Source organism: Clostridium sp. USBA 49 (assembly GCF_900167505.1).
Lineage (GTDB): Bacteria > Bacillota > Clostridia > Clostridiales > Clostridiaceae > Clostridium_AT > Clostridium_AT prolinivorans.
The window spans coordinates 143,947-160,184 of record NZ_FUYD01000004.1 but is presented as its reverse complement, the minus strand read 5'-3'; the positions used below and the strand labels follow the sequence as shown (position 1 = coordinate 160,184).

Sequence of the window (16,238 nt, the reverse complement as noted above, 5' to 3'; positions counted from 1 at the left end):
CAAGGAGGATTAATTTATGGTTGAATACGATGTAATAATTATTGGTGGTGGTATAGCTGGGCTTTCAGCAGCTATAGGAGCAAGAGAACAAGGAGTAAAAAAAGTTTTGATATTAGAAAGAGAAGAAGTTTTAGGTGGGGCATTAAATCAATGCATACATACTGGATTTGGAGATAAAGAGCAGGAATATGAATTTTTTACAGGTACAGAGTATGTATATAAATTTATTGAAAGAATAAAAGAACTTAAAATTGAATATAAATGTAATTCTGCTGTTATAGAATTAAATGGGAATAAAGAAATAAAGGTTGTAAGCGAAGATGGAATAGAATTTTATAAAGCAAAAGCAGTAATATTAGCTATGGGGAGCAGGGAAAAACCAAGAGGAGCAATAAATGTGCCGGGAAGTAAACTTGCAGGTATAATTACAGCTGGTTCAGCACAAAAGATTATAAACTTAGAAGGTTACTTGCCAGGGAAAGAAATAGTAATATTAGGCTCAGGACATATAGGAGTTGCTATGGCAAGAAGAATGACTATAGAAGGAGGGAATGTTAAATCAGTAATAGAACTTATGTCTTATCCAAATTGTAAAGAAGAAGATATAAAAGAGTGTTTAACTGATTTTAATATACCTATTAAATTTAATCATACAGTAGTAGATATAAATGGTAAAGATAGAGTAGAAGGAGTAACAATATCAGAAGTTGATGAAAAAAAAGTTCCTATTCCTGGGACAGAGGAATATATAGCTTGTGATACTTTAGTACTTTCTGTGGATTTACTTCCCGAAAATGAAATTTCAAGGAAAGCTGGAGTAACAATTTTAAATTCAACAAAAGGACCTGAAATAGATGAAAGCATGCATACAAACTTAGATGGTATATTTGCATGTGGTAATGTATTGTATTTACACGATTCAGCTAGTGATATAGTAGATGAAGCTTTTCAAGCAGGAATAAATGCAGCTTATTATATATTTGGGAAAAGATACAATGAAAAAAATATTGAAATAATATGTGCAGATGGTATAAGTTATGCTGTGCCTAATTTTATCAATTTAAATAATATAGAAAATTATTTAAATATAAAATTTAGAATAAATAAGCCTTATGAAAAAAAATCTATTAATGTGTATTTTGATAATGAATTAGAAGTAAAAATTAATAAAGATAAAATGATTCCAAGTAAAATAGAAACTATAAAAATTCCAAAAGATATTTTAAAAAATAAGAAAGATTGTTATAAAATTACAATAAAATTAGAAGATATAAAAACAGAGGAATAAATTTACCCTCTGTTTTTACTTTAATTAAAATAATTTTGTAAAGCAATCTTTACAAATTATTATTTTGCCATTGTTTGCACTTATAGAATTTTCTTTATTTATAGATTTATTGCATATTTGACATATGGTGTTTGTACTATTTTTAGAATGTGTTTTTGCTTTAGTATTTTTTATGTATAAGTTTTTTTTATTGCTTGGTGGTTCGTAAATTACGGGAGTATCTTTAACTTTTTTTGGAGATATATTGTAATTCATACAATAAGAACTTTCAGCAAAAAGCTCTAATTCAAAACGCGGGAATTTATTATCATAAAATTCTTCTATAATAAGTTTTCTTATTTGAGCATCATTAACTATAAGTCCGCTCTTTTCTATACCATCAAAAATACTTTTTGTTATATTATTTGTATCAGGATGCCTTTTTTGACTTTTGTAATATACCTTAAGAACAGCAATTAATGCTTCATTTAATATAGTATTTGGATTTTGTGCTCTTGCTTCATAAGCTATTTCTTCTTCATATAAAGCATACCTATCATGATATTTCCCAGAATTATATGGAAGTATGGCTCTTCCTTTTATATTAAAAAGTTTAAAATTAGATTTTGAAATTGGAGAACCTTTTACTATAACTTTTGCATAAGTATCAGACATAATTAACTCCTTCTTTTTTAATTATACATAATTGATTATAACATAGATTTTTGTGTATAATAAAGTTTATCATAGATTTTTAAGTAGGAAGGTAATGTTATGGAAAATATAAAAATACTTGCTATAGAATCTAGCTGCGATGAAACAGCAGCAGCAGTTGTCGTTAATGGTCGTGAAGTTTTATCTAATATTATCGCATCACAGATAGACATACATAAAAAATTTGGAGGAGTTGTACCCGAAGTAGCTTCAAGAAAGCATATTGAAGTTATAAGCAGTGTTGTTAAAGAAGCTTTAGATAAGGCTGATTTAACTTTAAAAGATATAGATGCTATAGGTGTAACTTATGGTCCAGGACTTGTAGGAGCATTATTAGTAGGTATGCAGTATGCAAAATCTTTAGCATATGCTATAGACAAACCATTAATAGGAGTAAATCATATTGAAGGACATATTTGTGCAAATTTTATTGAGCATAAAGATTTAGAGCCGCCTTTTATATGTCTTGTAGTTTCTGGTGGACATACTTTTATTGTATATATGAAAGATTATGGGGTATTTGAAGTAATTGGAGAAACTAGAGATGATGCAGCAGGTGAAGCTTATGATAAAGTAGCAAGAGCCATAGGACTTGGCTATCCTGGAGGGCCTAAAATAGATAAACTTTCAAAAGAAGGGAATCCAGATGCAATAAAATTTCCAAGAGCTAATTTTCATGATGAAACATTAGATTTCTCTTTTAGTGGACTAAAATCAGCTGTTTTAAATTATTTAAATAATATGGAGATGAAAGGAGAAAAAATAAATAAAGCAGACGTTGCAGCATCTTTTCAAAAGGCATTAATAGATGTTCTTGTAGATAATGCAATTAAAACCTGCAAAATAAAAAAAGTAGATAAAATAGCAATAGCAGGTGGAGTAGCTTCAAATTCTACTTTAAGAGAAACTTTAATAAAAGAAGGAAATAAAAGAGGAATTAAAGTGTTATTTCCATCTCCAATACTTTGCACAGATAATGCCGCAATGATAGGAAGTGCAGCATATTTTGAATATATAAATGGAAGATTTGCAGATTTAAATTTAAATGCAGTACCAAATCTTAAGTTAGGAGAAAGATAGATAAATACAATTAATATTTTATTGTTACTTAACTTATACATATACCTATATTTTATGGTTTATGTATAAGTTATTTTTTTAAAAAATTTTATGTAGCAAATATTTTGATAAAACATATATTAAAACTATGTGAGTAACTTTTAAGGAGGATAAATTATTATATGGCTTATATTCTAAAACCCGAAGATGGGATTTATAATGAACCTTGTATTCCTATGCAGGAATGTATACCACAGGAGATGGTTATAAAAAATGTAAGATTGGCTACTGCATATGTTCCTTATCAGAATTTATGCGAACTTTTCAAGCCTTTAGAAGCTTTAAAAAGAGGGACTGCCTTTCCAGAACTTTACAGTAAATTTGAGGCGCCTTATGATCCACAGGCTGTTTACAAATCAAAAGTTAAAAAAAATAGAGAATATTATAATGAACCAGATTTTGACTAAGGGGGGAGGGCACAGTAATGAATGAAAATATAAATAAAATGGAACTTAAAAAGCAAATCGCTCAAGTACAATTTATGTTAGAAGATCTTCAGCTTTATCTTAATACTCATCCTATGGATAAAAATGCTTTAGCAAAGCGAAATAGCTATGTAAAGCAGCTAAAAACTCTTAGAAGTGAATATGATAAGCTTTTTGATATGATAAATCAAAACGACTCCCTTAGTGCATATCCTTGGGAATGGATAGAAGAGCCATGGCCTTGGGAATATGAAGCAAATTATAAGCTGTAAAGTAAAAGGAAGGAGATATATTATGTGGAATTATGATAAAATACTTGAATATCCAGTTAAAATAAAAAATCCCAATCCGGCCATGGCAAAATTAATAATTACTCAATATGGCGGTCCAGATGGGGAATTAGCGGCTTCACTTAGATATTTAAGTCAAAGATTTTCAATGGTTACGCCTGAAGCTATTGCAACACTAAATGATATTGGAACAGAAGAATTAGCTCATTTAGAAATTGTTGGAGCTATAGTAAATCAATTAGTTAAAGGTGCAAGCTTAGAAGAAATAAAAAAAGCAGGATTAGACAGCTATTATGTAGATCATGATAAAGGGATTTATCCATCAAATCCAACAGGAGTTCCATTTAATGCAGCATATATACAAGTAAAGGGTAATCCAATTGTAGATCTTACTGAAGATTTAGCAGCAGAACAAAAAGCAAGAGCAACTTATGAATGGCTGATAAATATGGCTGATGATCCAGACGTAATAGAACCATTAAAATTTTTAAGAGAAAGAGAAGTAGTTCATTATCAAAGATTTGGAGAAGCACTTAGAATAGTTCAGGATTATCTTGAGGAACCTAACTTATTTGTAATGCCAAAACCAAATTTTATGAAATAAATATGAAGAAATAAATAATAAATAAAGAACTTACAGTAATAAAATATTGTAAGTTCTTTATTTAAAAATTTTTATTTCATTAAAAGGATATATTCTAAATATCACATGTCCTTCTATATCTTTAATGTTAATAGGCCCTAAAATTCTGCTATCTACACTATTTTCTCTATTATCTCCTAAGACGAATATTTCATCTTCCTTTAATTTATACTTTTTATTTTTTGTCATAAATGGACCTGGATTAGTAACAGTGTTTTTGTCTAAATAAGGTTCTTCAAGTTCAAAACCATTTAAAAATACTTTTCCATTTTTTATTTCTATTTCATCACCATAAGTAGCAATTATTCTTTTTACATATATATCTTCATTATAATTTTTCGAGTTAAAAATTACAATTTGACCTTTTTTAAAATTATGAGTTAATTTGCTTATTTTTTCCACAAATATAACATCTTTATCATAAAGAGTTGACATCATTGATTCACCATCTACATCAGCTCTAGCAAAAACATAGCTTCTAAATGTTAAGGCAATAATAAAAGCTGCAGCAATTGAAATAACGTAGTCTAGTAAAGTATTTTTTAAACTTTTATTTTTTTCTATCTTTTGATTTTTCATAAAAAGCCTCCGTTATTTTTTATTCATATAAAGAATTCATTATAAATAAGTTTAATAATTTTTTTATTGAATGTCAAATTATGTTATTATAAAATAGTGTTGCTTCAGTTATACATAATTGTTAATATTTAATAAAAAGATTTTTTGTAAGATTATTATGTTATATAAATTTAATAAATATTATTAAATTTAATTGAAAATGTTATTAAATATTATTTAAAATAGATAGGTAATATAGATTATTTATAGTAAGATTTATATTATTGAGGTATAATAAGGATGGATTGAAATAATATATGATTTATGTTGAAATAATATATGACTTATATAGTTATAATATACAGGTTATACAATAGATAATGGGAAGGAGAATTTAAAAGTGGGGAAACCAAGTATTTTTAGTAAGGAATATGAAAAATATAAAAAAAGACGTAGAATAAAAATAACTGTAACAATAATTATTTTTATAATATTATTTGGAGTTTTATTTGGTTTAAAAGGCAATTTGAAAAATATTTTAATTAATAACAATCAAAAAAATACAGATGAAACTGAAAAAAACAACAAAGAAATAGTATCTTCACAGCAAAAAGAAAATACAAAGAATACAAATATAGAAAATATAAACATAGAAAATGCAAATACAGAGGAAAAAACTTCAAAAGATGAAATTGAAGAAAAATCATATGACATTACTTTAGATAATGGAATAAAATTAAAAGCTGTGTATGAATATAGTGAAGGAACAAATAAATTTAAACATATAAGTACTGATAATCCTAATATTTCATTTAATTTAAATCCTTCCAATACAGGTATAGTTATTTTTGATGGTATTTCTCAAGGTATATGGTTTATAAATATAGATGGAAAAGTTGAGAATATTTCGGATTTGAGTTATAAATCATATAAAAGAGATACTGTTCTTAAAAAAAGACCTAATTATGTTTGGTGTACTTTGCCTAAATTTATAGATGATGAAAATATAGCATATTTTTCTCAGCTACCATATATACGTAATTCAGCTACAAAGTATTTATGGACAGTAAATGTTAAAAATAAAAATAGTCATAAAAGTAAAACAAGTATAAAAGGAGAAAATTTAAAATTTGGAGATATACAAGATAAAGGACTGGAGATAATAATGGATAATGGAACATCAAAATTTGTAAAGGTGAATAATGGAAATATAATTATAAGCCAATAAATTTCTAATAAAAATAATTCTTGTAAAATATCAAGTATTTGAGATATAATATAAAATACTAGAAGTTCTTATTTTTATAAATTTTTATTTAAAGAATTTTATTATAATGTTGTTTTGTTTTATTATAATGTTTGTAAATTTATGAATATATGGTATAATATTATGGTTAAAATGCATTAGCACATTTATGTGCTCCGGTGAATTTATTTATAGGAGGAAAAGTATAATGAACGTTAAAGTGGAAAAAATAGAAAAGAACACTGTAAAACTTGAAGTAAGCGTAGAAGCTGAAAAATTCAAGGAAGCACTTCAAAAATCTTATGTTAAAAATGCAAAAAAATTTAATATACCTGGATTTAGAAAAGGAAAAGCTCCAATAAATATCATAAAAAGATATTATGGAGAAGGCGTATTTTTTGAAGATGCTATCAACATTTGCTGTGATGAAACATATCCTTTAGCTATAAAGGAAAATGATATTAAACCAGTAGATTATCCAAAAATAGATTTAGTTCAAATAGAAGAAGGGAAAGATTTTATATACACTGCTGAAGTTACAGTATATCCTGAAGTTGAACTTGGAGAATATAAAGGATTAGAAGTTAAGAAAGTAGAATATCCTGTTACTGATGAAGAAGTAGATGCTCAATTAAAATCTATGGCAGAAAAAAATGCTAGAATTGAAACTAAGGCTGAAGGAACTGTAGAAAAAGGTAATATAGTTGTTATAGATTTTAAAGGCTTTATTGATGGTGTTCCTTTTGAAGGAGGGGAAGCTAAAGATTATTCTCTAGAAATAGGTTCAGGTTCATTTATAGATAATTTTGAAGATCAGCTTGTAGGTATGGCTATAGGAGAAACTAAAAATGTAAATGTAACTTTCCCTGAACAATATGGAAGAGAAGAATTAAATGGTAAGCCTGCAGTTTTTGAAGTTACTGTAAAAGAAATAAAAACAAAAGAAGTTCCAGAATTAGATGATGAATTTGCTAAAGAAGTATCAGAATTTGATACATTAGAAGAATTAAAAGCTGATATAAGAAAGAAACTTCAAGAAACTAATGATTTAAGGGCAACTCGTGAATATGAAGAAGCAGTTATAGATGCTGCAGTTAATAATGCTTCTGTAGATATTCCAGAAGTTATGATAAATAAAGAAATAGATAATATGATTAGAGATTTAGAAATGAGATTAAGATATCAAGGACTTGATCTTAAAACATATTATGAATATACAAACAGCACTGAAGAAAGTATTAGAGAATTTATGAAAGAGAGTGCTGAAAAGAGAGTAAAAACTGATTTAGTTTTAGAAAAAATAAGCCAAATTGAAAATATTGAAGTAACTGAGGAAGAACTTCAAAATAGAGCAGAAGAAATTGCTAAACAATATGGTGAAAATGATATTGAAAAAACTGCTAAGATGCTTCTTGATGTTCAGAAAGATTACATATCTAATGAATTAAAGAATGAAAAAGTTATAAAGCTATTAGTAGAAAATAGCAAAGCTGTTGCATAAAATAAAATGATGTTAATTGCCAGATATATCTGGCAATTAATTATAATTAGAGATATTACATAAAAATAAAAAGGAGGAGATTTTATGAGTTTGGTTCCAGTAGTTGTTGAACAAACAAATAGAGGAGAAAGATCTTATGATATTTATTCTAGACTTTTAAAAGATAGAATAATAATGCTTAGTGAAGAGGTAAACGATGTTACTGCAAGCTTAGTAGTTGCTCAGCTTTTATTCCTTGAAGGAGAAGATCCTGATAAAGATATATATCTTTACATAAACAGTCCAGGAGGATCTATAACAGCAGGAATGGCAATATATGATACAATGCAATATATAAAACCAGACGTTTCTACTATATGTATAGGAATGGCAGCATCTATGGGAGCTTTTCTTTTAGCAGCTGGTGCTAAGGGTAAAAGATTTGCATTACCTAATAGTGAAATTATGATACATCAACCTTTAGGAGGTTTCCAAGGTCAAGCAACTGATATAGGAATACATGCAGATAGAATTTTAAAGATAAAGAAAAGATTAAACACAATATTATCTGAAAGAACAGGTCAGCCATTAGAAAAGGTTGAACAAGATACTGAAAGAGATAATTTTATGACAGCAGAGCAAGCAGCAGCTTATGGTTTAATTGACGAAGTTATAACTAAAAAGAAATAAACTTAAAAGAAATAAACTTGCATAATTGGCATTTGCAAATTATGCAAAGTGAGGTGAGATAATGGCAAAGAATGATGATAAAAGACAGCTAAAATGTTCCTTTTGTGGCAAAAATCAAGATGCTGTAAGAAGGCTTATTGCTGGGCCGGGAGTATATATATGTGATGAATGTATTGAACTTTGCTCAGAAATAATAAGTGATGAATTTGATGATAATATTCAAATAGAAACTGATTCACTTCCAAAGCCTGTTGAGATAAAAGCATATCTTGATAATTATGTTGTAGGCCAAGATGAAGCTAAAAAAGCATTGTCTGTAGCTGTATATAATCACTATAAAAGAATAAATTCTAATATAGATAATGATGATATAGAATTACAAAAAAGTAATATTCTGCTTTTAGGACCAACAGGTTCAGGTAAGACACTTCTTGCACAAACTTTAGCAAAATTTTTAAATGTACCTTTTGCTATTGCAGATGCTACTACGTTAACAGAAGCTGGATATGTAGGAGAAGATGTTGAAAATATACTTTTAAAATTAATTCAAAATGCAGATTATGATATTGAAAGAGCTGAAAAAGGTATAATATACATCGATGAAATTGATAAAATAGCAAAAAAATCTGAAAATCCCTCTATAACAAGAGATGTATCTGGTGAAGGAGTACAACAGGCTCTTTTAAAGATACTAGAAGGTACTATAGCTTCAGTACCACCACAAGGAGGAAGAAAACATCCTCATCAAGAATTCATACAAATAAATACATCAAATATATTATTTATTTGTGGTGGAGCTTTTGATGGAATTGAAAAAATCATAGAGAGAAGAACTAGAGCTAGTGCTTTGGGCTTTGGTGCTGAAATTCAATCAAAGAAAGAAAAAGATATTAGCAAACTTTTAAAGGATATAATGCCAGGAGATTTACTAAAATTTGGACTTATACCAGAGTTTGTTGGAAGACTTCCTATAGTTGTTACATTAGAAGCTTTAAATAGAGAAGCTTTAATAAAAATATTAACTGAGCCTAAGAATGCTCTTGTAAAGCAATATAAAAAGCTTTTTGAAATGGATAATGTAGAAATTGAATTTTCAAAAGAGGCTTTAAATGCTATTGCTGATGAAGCAATTAAGCGTAATACAGGTGCAAGAGGATTAAGAGCAATAATAGAAGATATTATGCGTGATGTAATGTTTGAAGTACCTTCTAATGAAGCTATTGCAAAGGTAATAATAAATGAAGAAACTATAAAAACTAAAAAACCTGAACTTATAATGGCAGAAGGTGAAAAAAGATTACCTATTAAGCCATCAAGAAAAGGAAGAGGAAGAAAAGGAATAGAAACAGCTTAAAATGGTAAATAAAAAAGAGCAGTAATCTGCTCTTTTTTATTTACCATTTTTAATATAATTATTCAATATAAAAAATATAGAAAATAGTGGAATAAATTAAGAAGTAATTGTACATAATAAAAAAAGGATAAATTTACTATAATTTTACTATGGAAGGGAGGTTTACTAATTTTATATTTTTATGACAAAATATAAAATTGGGAAATATTATGACGAATTTTTTAATTTTTATTGAGCTTTTAGTTACTATTATTATGGGATTGTATTTTTATAATGCTTTAAAAGATCATAAAACAAATAAGGTAACTATTGATAAAGAAAATAAAAAAGAAATGGATAATCTTAAGAAAATGAGGAATATAAGTCTTACAGAACCACTTACAGAAAAAAGCAGGCCAAGTACTTTTGAAGAGATTATAGGGCAGGAAAAAGGTATAAAAGCTCTTCAAGCAGCACTTTGTGGTCCTAATCCGCAGCATGTCATAATATACGGTCCTCCGGGAGTAGGTAAAACGGCAGCTGCCAGACTAGTACTAGAAGATGCTAAAAAAAGGGCAAATTCACCTTTTAAAACAAATGCAAAATTTGTGGAAATAGATGCTACTACCATAAGATTTGATGATAGAGGTATCGCAGATCCTTTGATAGGTTCTGTACATGATCCTATATATCAAGGAGCTGGACCATTAGGAGTTGCAGGAATTCCACAACCTAAACCAGGAGCAGTTACTAAAGCTCATGGAGGTATTTTATTTATAGATGAAATAGGAGAGTTACATCCAATTGAAATGAATAAACTTTTAAAAGTTTTAGAAGATAGAAAAGTTTTTTTAGATAGTGCATACTATAATTCTGAAGATAGTAATATGCCTACTTATATAAGAGATATATTTGAAAATGGACTTCCAGCTGATTTTAGATTAATAGGTGCAACTACAAGAAGTCCAGAGGAAATAACTCCTGCTATTAGATCAAGATGTGTAGAGATATTTTTTAGACCTTTGCTTTGTGAGGAAATAGAGGAAATTGCACAAAATTCTGTTGATAAGCTAGGACTAAAGTTAGAAGAAAAGGGGCGTATATTAGTTGGTAAGTATGCATCTAATGGAAGAGATGCAATTAATTTAGTACAGCTTGCATGTGGTATTGCTATAAATGATAATAGAAATATAATAACAGCAGAAGATGTTGAATGGGTTATAGAGAATGGTCAATATTCTCCTAGACCAGAAAATAAAATTAACAATAAACCACAGGTCGGATTTGTAAACGGACTTGCAGTATATGGAGCCAATATGGGAGCTGTTATGGAAATTGAAGCAAGTGCTAAAAAGAGCAGATTTAGAAAAGGAGAATTGAAAATAACAGGAATAGTAGAAGAAGAAGAAATAACAAGTTTTAATAGAAAAGTTATACGAAAAAGTATGGCTCGATGTTCTGTAGAAAATGTAATGACTGTTCTTGAAAGAGTTTATGAATTAAATTGTGATAAATATGATATACATGTAAACTTTCCAGGGGGTTCACCAGTAGATGGTCCATCTGCAGGAATAAGTATTACAACTGCTATATATAGTGCCATAAATAACATACCTGTAAATAATGAAGTTGCTATGACAGGTGAAATATCTCTTTATGGGAATGTAAAACCTATTGGAGGAGTAAATGCTAAAATTGCTGCAGCAATTAAAGCTGGAGCAAAAAAGATTATTATTCCTAAAGAAAACTGGCAGGATAGTTTCTCTAACATAAAAGAAGCTAAAATTATACCAGTAAGCCATATAAAAGAAGTTTTAGAGATATCGCTTATAAAAGAAGAAAATGAAAAGAATGAAAGTATAATCATAGATTCAAATAATAGCATACTTACAGCAAAATCTCTTTATTCATAAAATTTAATTATGTATAATATAACATTAGAAATTTTAAAAAAATAAAAATATATCTTATATAATCAAATTCACAAAACCTCATAGGTTTAAGATAGAGGATATAAGGACTTTAAGTTAGGGGAGTATTAATACTCCCCTAACTTAACATTATACTAATTTATGATTTTGAATATACATTTAAAAATTTCTATAATGATTGAAAAAGGATTGTTTTATGAGTATAATATATAAAGTCTAAATAAATTATGATTATTTTAATTACAAAAATAATTGAATTCAAATAAATTTAAGTGAGGGGATAAAAATGGAAAAAGACATAAAAATTATTCCTCTAATTCCCTTAAGAGGCATTACAATATTCCCATATATGGTAATGCATTTTGATGTCGGCAGGGAAAAATCTATTAATGCTTTAGAAGAAGCAATGCTTAACAATCAAGAGATTTTTTTAGTTTCACAAAAAGATGCTAAAATTGAAGAACCAGTTAAAGAGGATTTATATGATATAGGTACTATCTGTATTATAAAGCAAATACTAAAACTTCCTAATGATACAGTACGTATTCTTGTAGAAGGATTAAATAGAGCCAAAATAATTTCTTTAATAGAGGAAGAGAAATTTTTAAAGGCAGAAATTGAAATATTAAAGGAAGAAGATATCTCAGATAATGAATGTGAAGCTTTAACTAGATCAGTTAAAAAGTCATTTGATGAATATATAAGATTATCTGGAAATGTTCCACAAGAAATATTAATATCATTAGAAGATATTGAAGGTCCGGGAAGACTTGCAGACGTAATAAGTTCATATTTAATGTTAAGAAGTGAAAAAAAGCAAGAATTATTAGAAGCTTATAATATAATAGAAAGACTTGAAAAACTTTTAGTAGTTATAAATAACGAAATTGAAATATTGAATATTGAAAGAAAGATTGGCAATAAAGTAAAAAGTAAACTTGATAAGGTTCAAAAGGATTATTATTTAAGAGAGCAGCTTAAAGCAATTCAAGAGGAGCTTGGTGAAGAAGACGAAGATAAAAAAGAAATATCCAAGTATAAAAATAGAATAAACAAAGCAAAACTTCCAAAGTCTGTTAAAGAAAAAGCTATTTATGAGCTTGATAGATTAAAAAACAGCGGCTTTTTTTCTCCAGAGGGAGGAGTTATAAGAACTTATTTGGATTGGATACTAGATTTACCTTGGAATAATGAAACTGAAGATAATTTAGATATTAAAAAAGCTAGAGAAATATTTGACAGAGAACATTATGGGTTAGAAGATGTTAAGGATAGAATAATAGAGTATTTAGCAGTTAGGAAAATGAGTAAATCTTTAAAAGGTCCAATATTATGTCTTGTAGGCCCTCCAGGTGTTGGTAAAACTTCTATTGCAAGATCTATAGCTAATGCACTTAATAGAAATTTTGTAAGAATGTCTTTAGGTGGCGTAAGGGATGAAGCAGAAATAAGAGGCCATAGGAAGACTTATGTAGGAGCTATTCCAGGAAGAATAATATATGGCATGAAACAGGCAAAATCAAAAAATCCATTATTTTTATTAGATGAAATAGATAAAATGAGCAATGATTTTAGAGGAGATCCCGCTGATGCACTTTTAGAAGTTCTTGATGCAGAACAAAATAGTACTTTTAGAGATCATTATTTAGAATTGGATTTTGATTTATCTAAAGTGCTCTTTATTACTACTGCTAACAGTTTAGATACTATACCAAGACCACTTTTAGATAGAATGGAAATAATAGAAGTTTCTGGATATACATATGAAGAAAAATTTCATATTGCTAAAGAACACTTAATTCCAAAACAATTTAAAGAACATAATATAGAAGAAAACATTATTAATTTTACAGATAATGCTATATACAATATTATTGAAAATTACACAAGGGAATCGGGAGTAAGAAATTTAGAAAGAAAAATTGCTACTGTAATAAGAAAAAGTATAGCTGAGATGGTAGAAAAAGATAAAAAGAAAATTAATATTAATTCTAACTATGTAAGAAAGTATCTTGGACCACCTATATATACTTATGATAAAGCAGATAAAATTGATAAAATTGGCGTAGTTATGGGAATGGCATGGACGGGATATGGTGGAGATACCTTGCCAGTTGAGGTTAGTGTTATGCCAGGAAATGGAAAGCTTGAATTAACTGGTCAGCTTGGAGATGTAATGAAAGAATCTGCTAGAGCAGGGTATAGTTATATACGTGCTAATGCTGAAAAATATGGTATAAATCCTAACTTTTATAAAGAAAAAGATATACATATACATGCTCCAGAAGGGGCTGTACCAAAGGATGGTCCATCTGCTGGTGTTACAATGGTTACTGCTATGGTTTCTGCACTAAGTTTAAAAAGTGTTAGACATAATGTAGCTATGACAGGAGAAATTACTCTTACAGGACGAGTTTTACCTATTGGTGGATTAAAAGAAAAATGTCTTGCAGCTTATAGAGCGGGTATAGATACTGTTATAATACCAAAGGATAATGAAAAAGATATGGATAAAATACCTAAAACTATTAAAAATAAATTAAAGTTTATATTAGCTGAAAAAATAGATGATGTACTTTCAAATGCATTAGTTAGTGGAGGGAAAAATGTTAATTAAACAATCTGAATTTATAACTTCTGCAGCAAAGCCTAATCAATATCCTACTGATAATAGGCCTGAAATAGCTTTTGTAGGACGTTCAAATGTAGGTAAATCTTCAATTATAAATAGCCTTACTAATAGAAGAAGTCTTGCAAAGGTAAGTTCCACTCCAGGTAAGACAAGACTAGTAAATTTTTTTCTTATTAATAATAAATTTTATCTTGTAGATTTGCCAGGTTATGGATATGCTAAAGTTTCAAAAGCTGAAAAAGAAAGCTGGGGAAAGATAATTGAAAATTATCTTTTAAATAGACCAGTTTTAAAAAAGGTAGTTTTATTAGTTGACAGTCGCCATAAACCAAGTGATGATGATATTCTTATGTATAATTGGATTAAACATTATAATTATAATACAGTTATAATAGCAACTAAAAAAGATAAACTCAAAAAAAGTGAAATTGCAAAAAATGAAAAAATTATAAAAGAAACATTGGGTTTAAAAAGTGAAGAAAAAATATTATTTTATTCTTCTTTAACAAAAGAAGGCAGAGAAGAAATTTTAGATATTTTATTTGGTGAATTTGAGGAAAATTAAAAAATTGATTAAAAAAACTGAGTTTAAAATTATTTAAACTCAGTTTTTTTTTGTGTCAAAAGATATTTATTAGAATAGTATATAGTAGAAAACAAATGATAGAAAAATTTTCTGAGAGGGAGGAGTGATTGGATGGACAGTGTATCGAAAGAAATTGCAGCTGCAAGACAAATTGGAGCTCCCGGAGCAGTAAGGAGAAGAAAAAATGATAACCTAGTAATTTGGGTGATAATTATTATAATAATATTCTGCTTATGCAATGGAGACGGTTGTGGCTTTGGCAGCTATGGATGCGATTGTGATAGAAAACACCACCATCACCACCATCATCATCATGGACATACAGACAACTTCTTTAGTGAAAATGGATGGTTTATATTAATCATATTCGCAATATTGATTTTATGTAATGACAGTAGTGAAAACACTAATATTATCAATTTAGATACAGATGATGATTGCTAAATTTTAACAAAAGATAGAAAATAAAAAAGCTTGGGCTTTAAGGAAAGCTCTTAATGAAAAGGAGGATATATTTTATGAGTAAAAAAAATAAAAAAGAAAATACATCTTTAGCTAATTCTTGCTGCTGTGATTTTTCAACATTAATAATATTGATATTGATAATTCTTCAATTCAATAAAAAAGGCAGCTATGGTGGTTTTAGATCTGTAGTGTCAGATGATCCATGTGATACTCAATCATCTGTAGTACCTACGTTCTTTGGTGGAGGAAATTTAATAGATAACAGTATATTGTTTATAATTGCACTGTATTTCCTTTCTTGCTGTACTCCTTGCAGAAAATAAAAAATTTGAGGGCTGTTTTTTATCAGCCCTCTTAACATAATGCAAAAATATATGGAGGTGAATGTATGTCTAAGCACAGTAAAAAACAAAAAAGATATCATGATGAGGATAGAAATAATAATTTTGATATAAATCAAATAGGGAATTTATTTAGTAATATGGATCCTAATCAGCTAACAGGATTACTTAACAATGTAGATTTAAGCCAATTATCTTCTATGGTGCAAAATTTTATGAGTGGAGAGCAAACTGAAAATAATGTATCTTTTAAAGAAATGGATAAAAGGATTGAAATTTTAAATGCAATGAAACCGTTAGTAGATAGTGATAAGTCTAAATTAATAGATTCAATTTTGCAAATTTATAATATAACTAGACTTATGAAAAGATAAGCATAAATTAATATTATATATTATATGCACTTATAAAATTTATAAAAAAATATACAATTCTATATCACAAATTTATATTTATAAGAATAGTATATAGTATAAACAAATGATTTCAAAGCCTATAGAAACAGCAGAAATCCATAT

At 28.0% G+C, this 16,238-nt stretch carries 17 protein-coding genes; 15 read left to right on the top strand and 2 right to left on the bottom strand.

The genetic code is table 11. The features are described 5' to 3' along the window. Positions 1 to 16: 16 nt before the first annotated feature. Complete coding sequence (locus B5D11_RS05840; protein WP_078682109.1) at positions 17 to 1,288, top strand: NAD(P)/FAD-dependent oxidoreductase; 1,272 nt, start codon at positions 17 to 19, stop codon at positions 1,286 to 1,288. A 24-nt stretch (positions 1,289 to 1,312) separates the two neighbouring features. Here the strand turns inward: B5D11_RS05840 and B5D11_RS05835 are convergent, their stop codons facing one another. Further along, positions 1,313 to 1,942 carry a RusA family crossover junction endodeoxyribonuclease gene (locus tag B5D11_RS05835; protein ID WP_078682108.1) on the bottom strand — a complete coding sequence of 210 codons (630 nt, stop codon included), beginning with the start codon at positions 1,940 to 1,942 and terminating at the stop codon, positions 1,313 to 1,315. A 99-nt stretch (positions 1,943 to 2,041) separates the two neighbouring features. On the opposite strand from B5D11_RS05835, the gene tsaD reads away from it, so the two are divergent. From tsaD to B5D11_RS05815, 4 genes are all read left to right on the top strand, one after another. Then, complete coding sequence (gene tsaD / locus B5D11_RS05830; RefSeq protein WP_078682107.1) at positions 2,042 to 3,061, top strand: tRNA (adenosine(37)-N6)-threonylcarbamoyltransferase complex transferase subunit TsaD; 1,020 nt, start codon at positions 2,042 to 2,044, stop codon at positions 3,059 to 3,061. A gap of 161 nt (positions 3,062 to 3,222) precedes the next feature. Next, positions 3,223 to 3,507, top strand: a complete 285-nt coding sequence (locus B5D11_RS05825; RefSeq protein ID WP_078682106.1) for a spore coat associated protein CotJA — start codon at positions 3,223 to 3,225, stop codon at positions 3,505 to 3,507. 17 nt (positions 3,508 to 3,524) lie between these two features. Next, positions 3,525 to 3,797, top strand: a complete 273-nt coding sequence (locus B5D11_RS05820) for a spore coat protein CotJB (protein WP_078682105.1) — start codon at positions 3,525 to 3,527, stop codon at positions 3,795 to 3,797. Positions 3,798 to 3,819: 22 nt separating this feature from the next. Continuing rightward, the gene (locus tag B5D11_RS05815; RefSeq protein ID WP_078682104.1) at positions 3,820 to 4,419 is read left to right on the top strand and encodes a manganese catalase family protein; all 600 of its coding nucleotides are present in this window, start codon (positions 3,820 to 3,822) and stop codon (positions 4,417 to 4,419) included. A gap of 57 nt (positions 4,420 to 4,476) precedes the next feature. Here B5D11_RS05815 and lepB read toward each other — a convergent pair whose 3' ends face one another. Next, a complete protein-coding gene (gene lepB / locus B5D11_RS05810) occupies positions 4,477 to 5,037 on the bottom strand; it encodes a signal peptidase I (protein WP_078682103.1) in 561 nt (186 codons plus the stop codon). Between the two features lie 379 nt (positions 5,038 to 5,416). Between lepB and B5D11_RS05805 the strand changes: the two genes are divergently transcribed. The 10 genes from B5D11_RS05805 to B5D11_RS05760 all read left to right on the top strand — a co-directional run bounded on the left by B5D11_RS05805 (position 5,417) and on the right by B5D11_RS05760 (position 16,094). Next, positions 5,417 to 6,244 (top strand): hypothetical protein, encoded by an 828-nt coding sequence (locus B5D11_RS05805; RefSeq protein ID WP_078682102.1) that lies wholly within the window; start codon positions 5,417 to 5,419, stop codon positions 6,242 to 6,244. Between the two features lie 226 nt (positions 6,245 to 6,470). Further along, positions 6,471 to 7,763: a trigger factor gene (tig, locus tag B5D11_RS05800; RefSeq protein WP_078682101.1), complete on the top strand. Its 1,293-nt coding sequence runs from the start codon at positions 6,471 to 6,473 to the stop codon at positions 7,761 to 7,763. A gap of 84 nt (positions 7,764 to 7,847) precedes the next feature. Further along, positions 7,848 to 8,432: an ATP-dependent Clp endopeptidase proteolytic subunit ClpP gene (gene clpP / locus B5D11_RS05795; RefSeq protein WP_078682100.1), complete on the top strand. Its 585-nt coding sequence runs from the start codon at positions 7,848 to 7,850 to the stop codon at positions 8,430 to 8,432. Between the two features lie 61 nt (positions 8,433 to 8,493). Beyond that, a complete protein-coding gene (gene clpX, locus B5D11_RS05790) occupies positions 8,494 to 9,786 on the top strand; it encodes an ATP-dependent Clp protease ATP-binding subunit ClpX (RefSeq protein ID WP_078682099.1) in 1,293 nt (430 codons plus the stop codon). A 209-nt stretch (positions 9,787 to 9,995) separates the two neighbouring features. Then, positions 9,996 to 11,678: an ATP-dependent protease LonB gene (lonB, locus tag B5D11_RS05785; protein ID WP_078682098.1), complete on the top strand. Its 1,683-nt coding sequence runs from the start codon at positions 9,996 to 9,998 to the stop codon at positions 11,676 to 11,678. Between the two features lie 304 nt (positions 11,679 to 11,982). Beyond that, positions 11,983 to 14,313, top strand: a complete 2,331-nt coding sequence (gene lon, locus B5D11_RS05780; protein ID WP_078682097.1) for an endopeptidase La — start codon at positions 11,983 to 11,985, stop codon at positions 14,311 to 14,313. Next, on the top strand, positions 14,303 to 14,893 hold the full coding sequence (gene yihA, locus B5D11_RS05775; protein WP_078682096.1) for a ribosome biogenesis GTP-binding protein YihA/YsxC: 591 nt from the start codon (positions 14,303 to 14,305) through the stop codon (positions 14,891 to 14,893). Before lon ends, yihA begins: the two co-directional genes overlap by 11 nt. 132 nt (positions 14,894 to 15,025) lie before the next feature. Further along, positions 15,026 to 15,358, top strand: coding sequence for a hypothetical protein (locus B5D11_RS05770; RefSeq protein ID WP_078682095.1), 333 nt, complete (start codon positions 15,026 to 15,028; stop codon positions 15,356 to 15,358). Positions 15,359 to 15,432: 74 nt separating this feature from the next. Continuing rightward, complete coding sequence (locus tag B5D11_RS05765; protein ID WP_180376964.1) at positions 15,433 to 15,702, top strand: hypothetical protein; 270 nt, start codon at positions 15,433 to 15,435, stop codon at positions 15,700 to 15,702. Positions 15,703 to 15,767: 65 nt separating this feature from the next. Next, positions 15,768 to 16,094: a hypothetical protein gene (locus tag B5D11_RS05760; RefSeq protein WP_078682094.1), complete on the top strand. Its 327-nt coding sequence runs from the start codon at positions 15,768 to 15,770 to the stop codon at positions 16,092 to 16,094. The last annotated feature ends 144 nt before the right edge of the window (positions 16,095 to 16,238 follow it).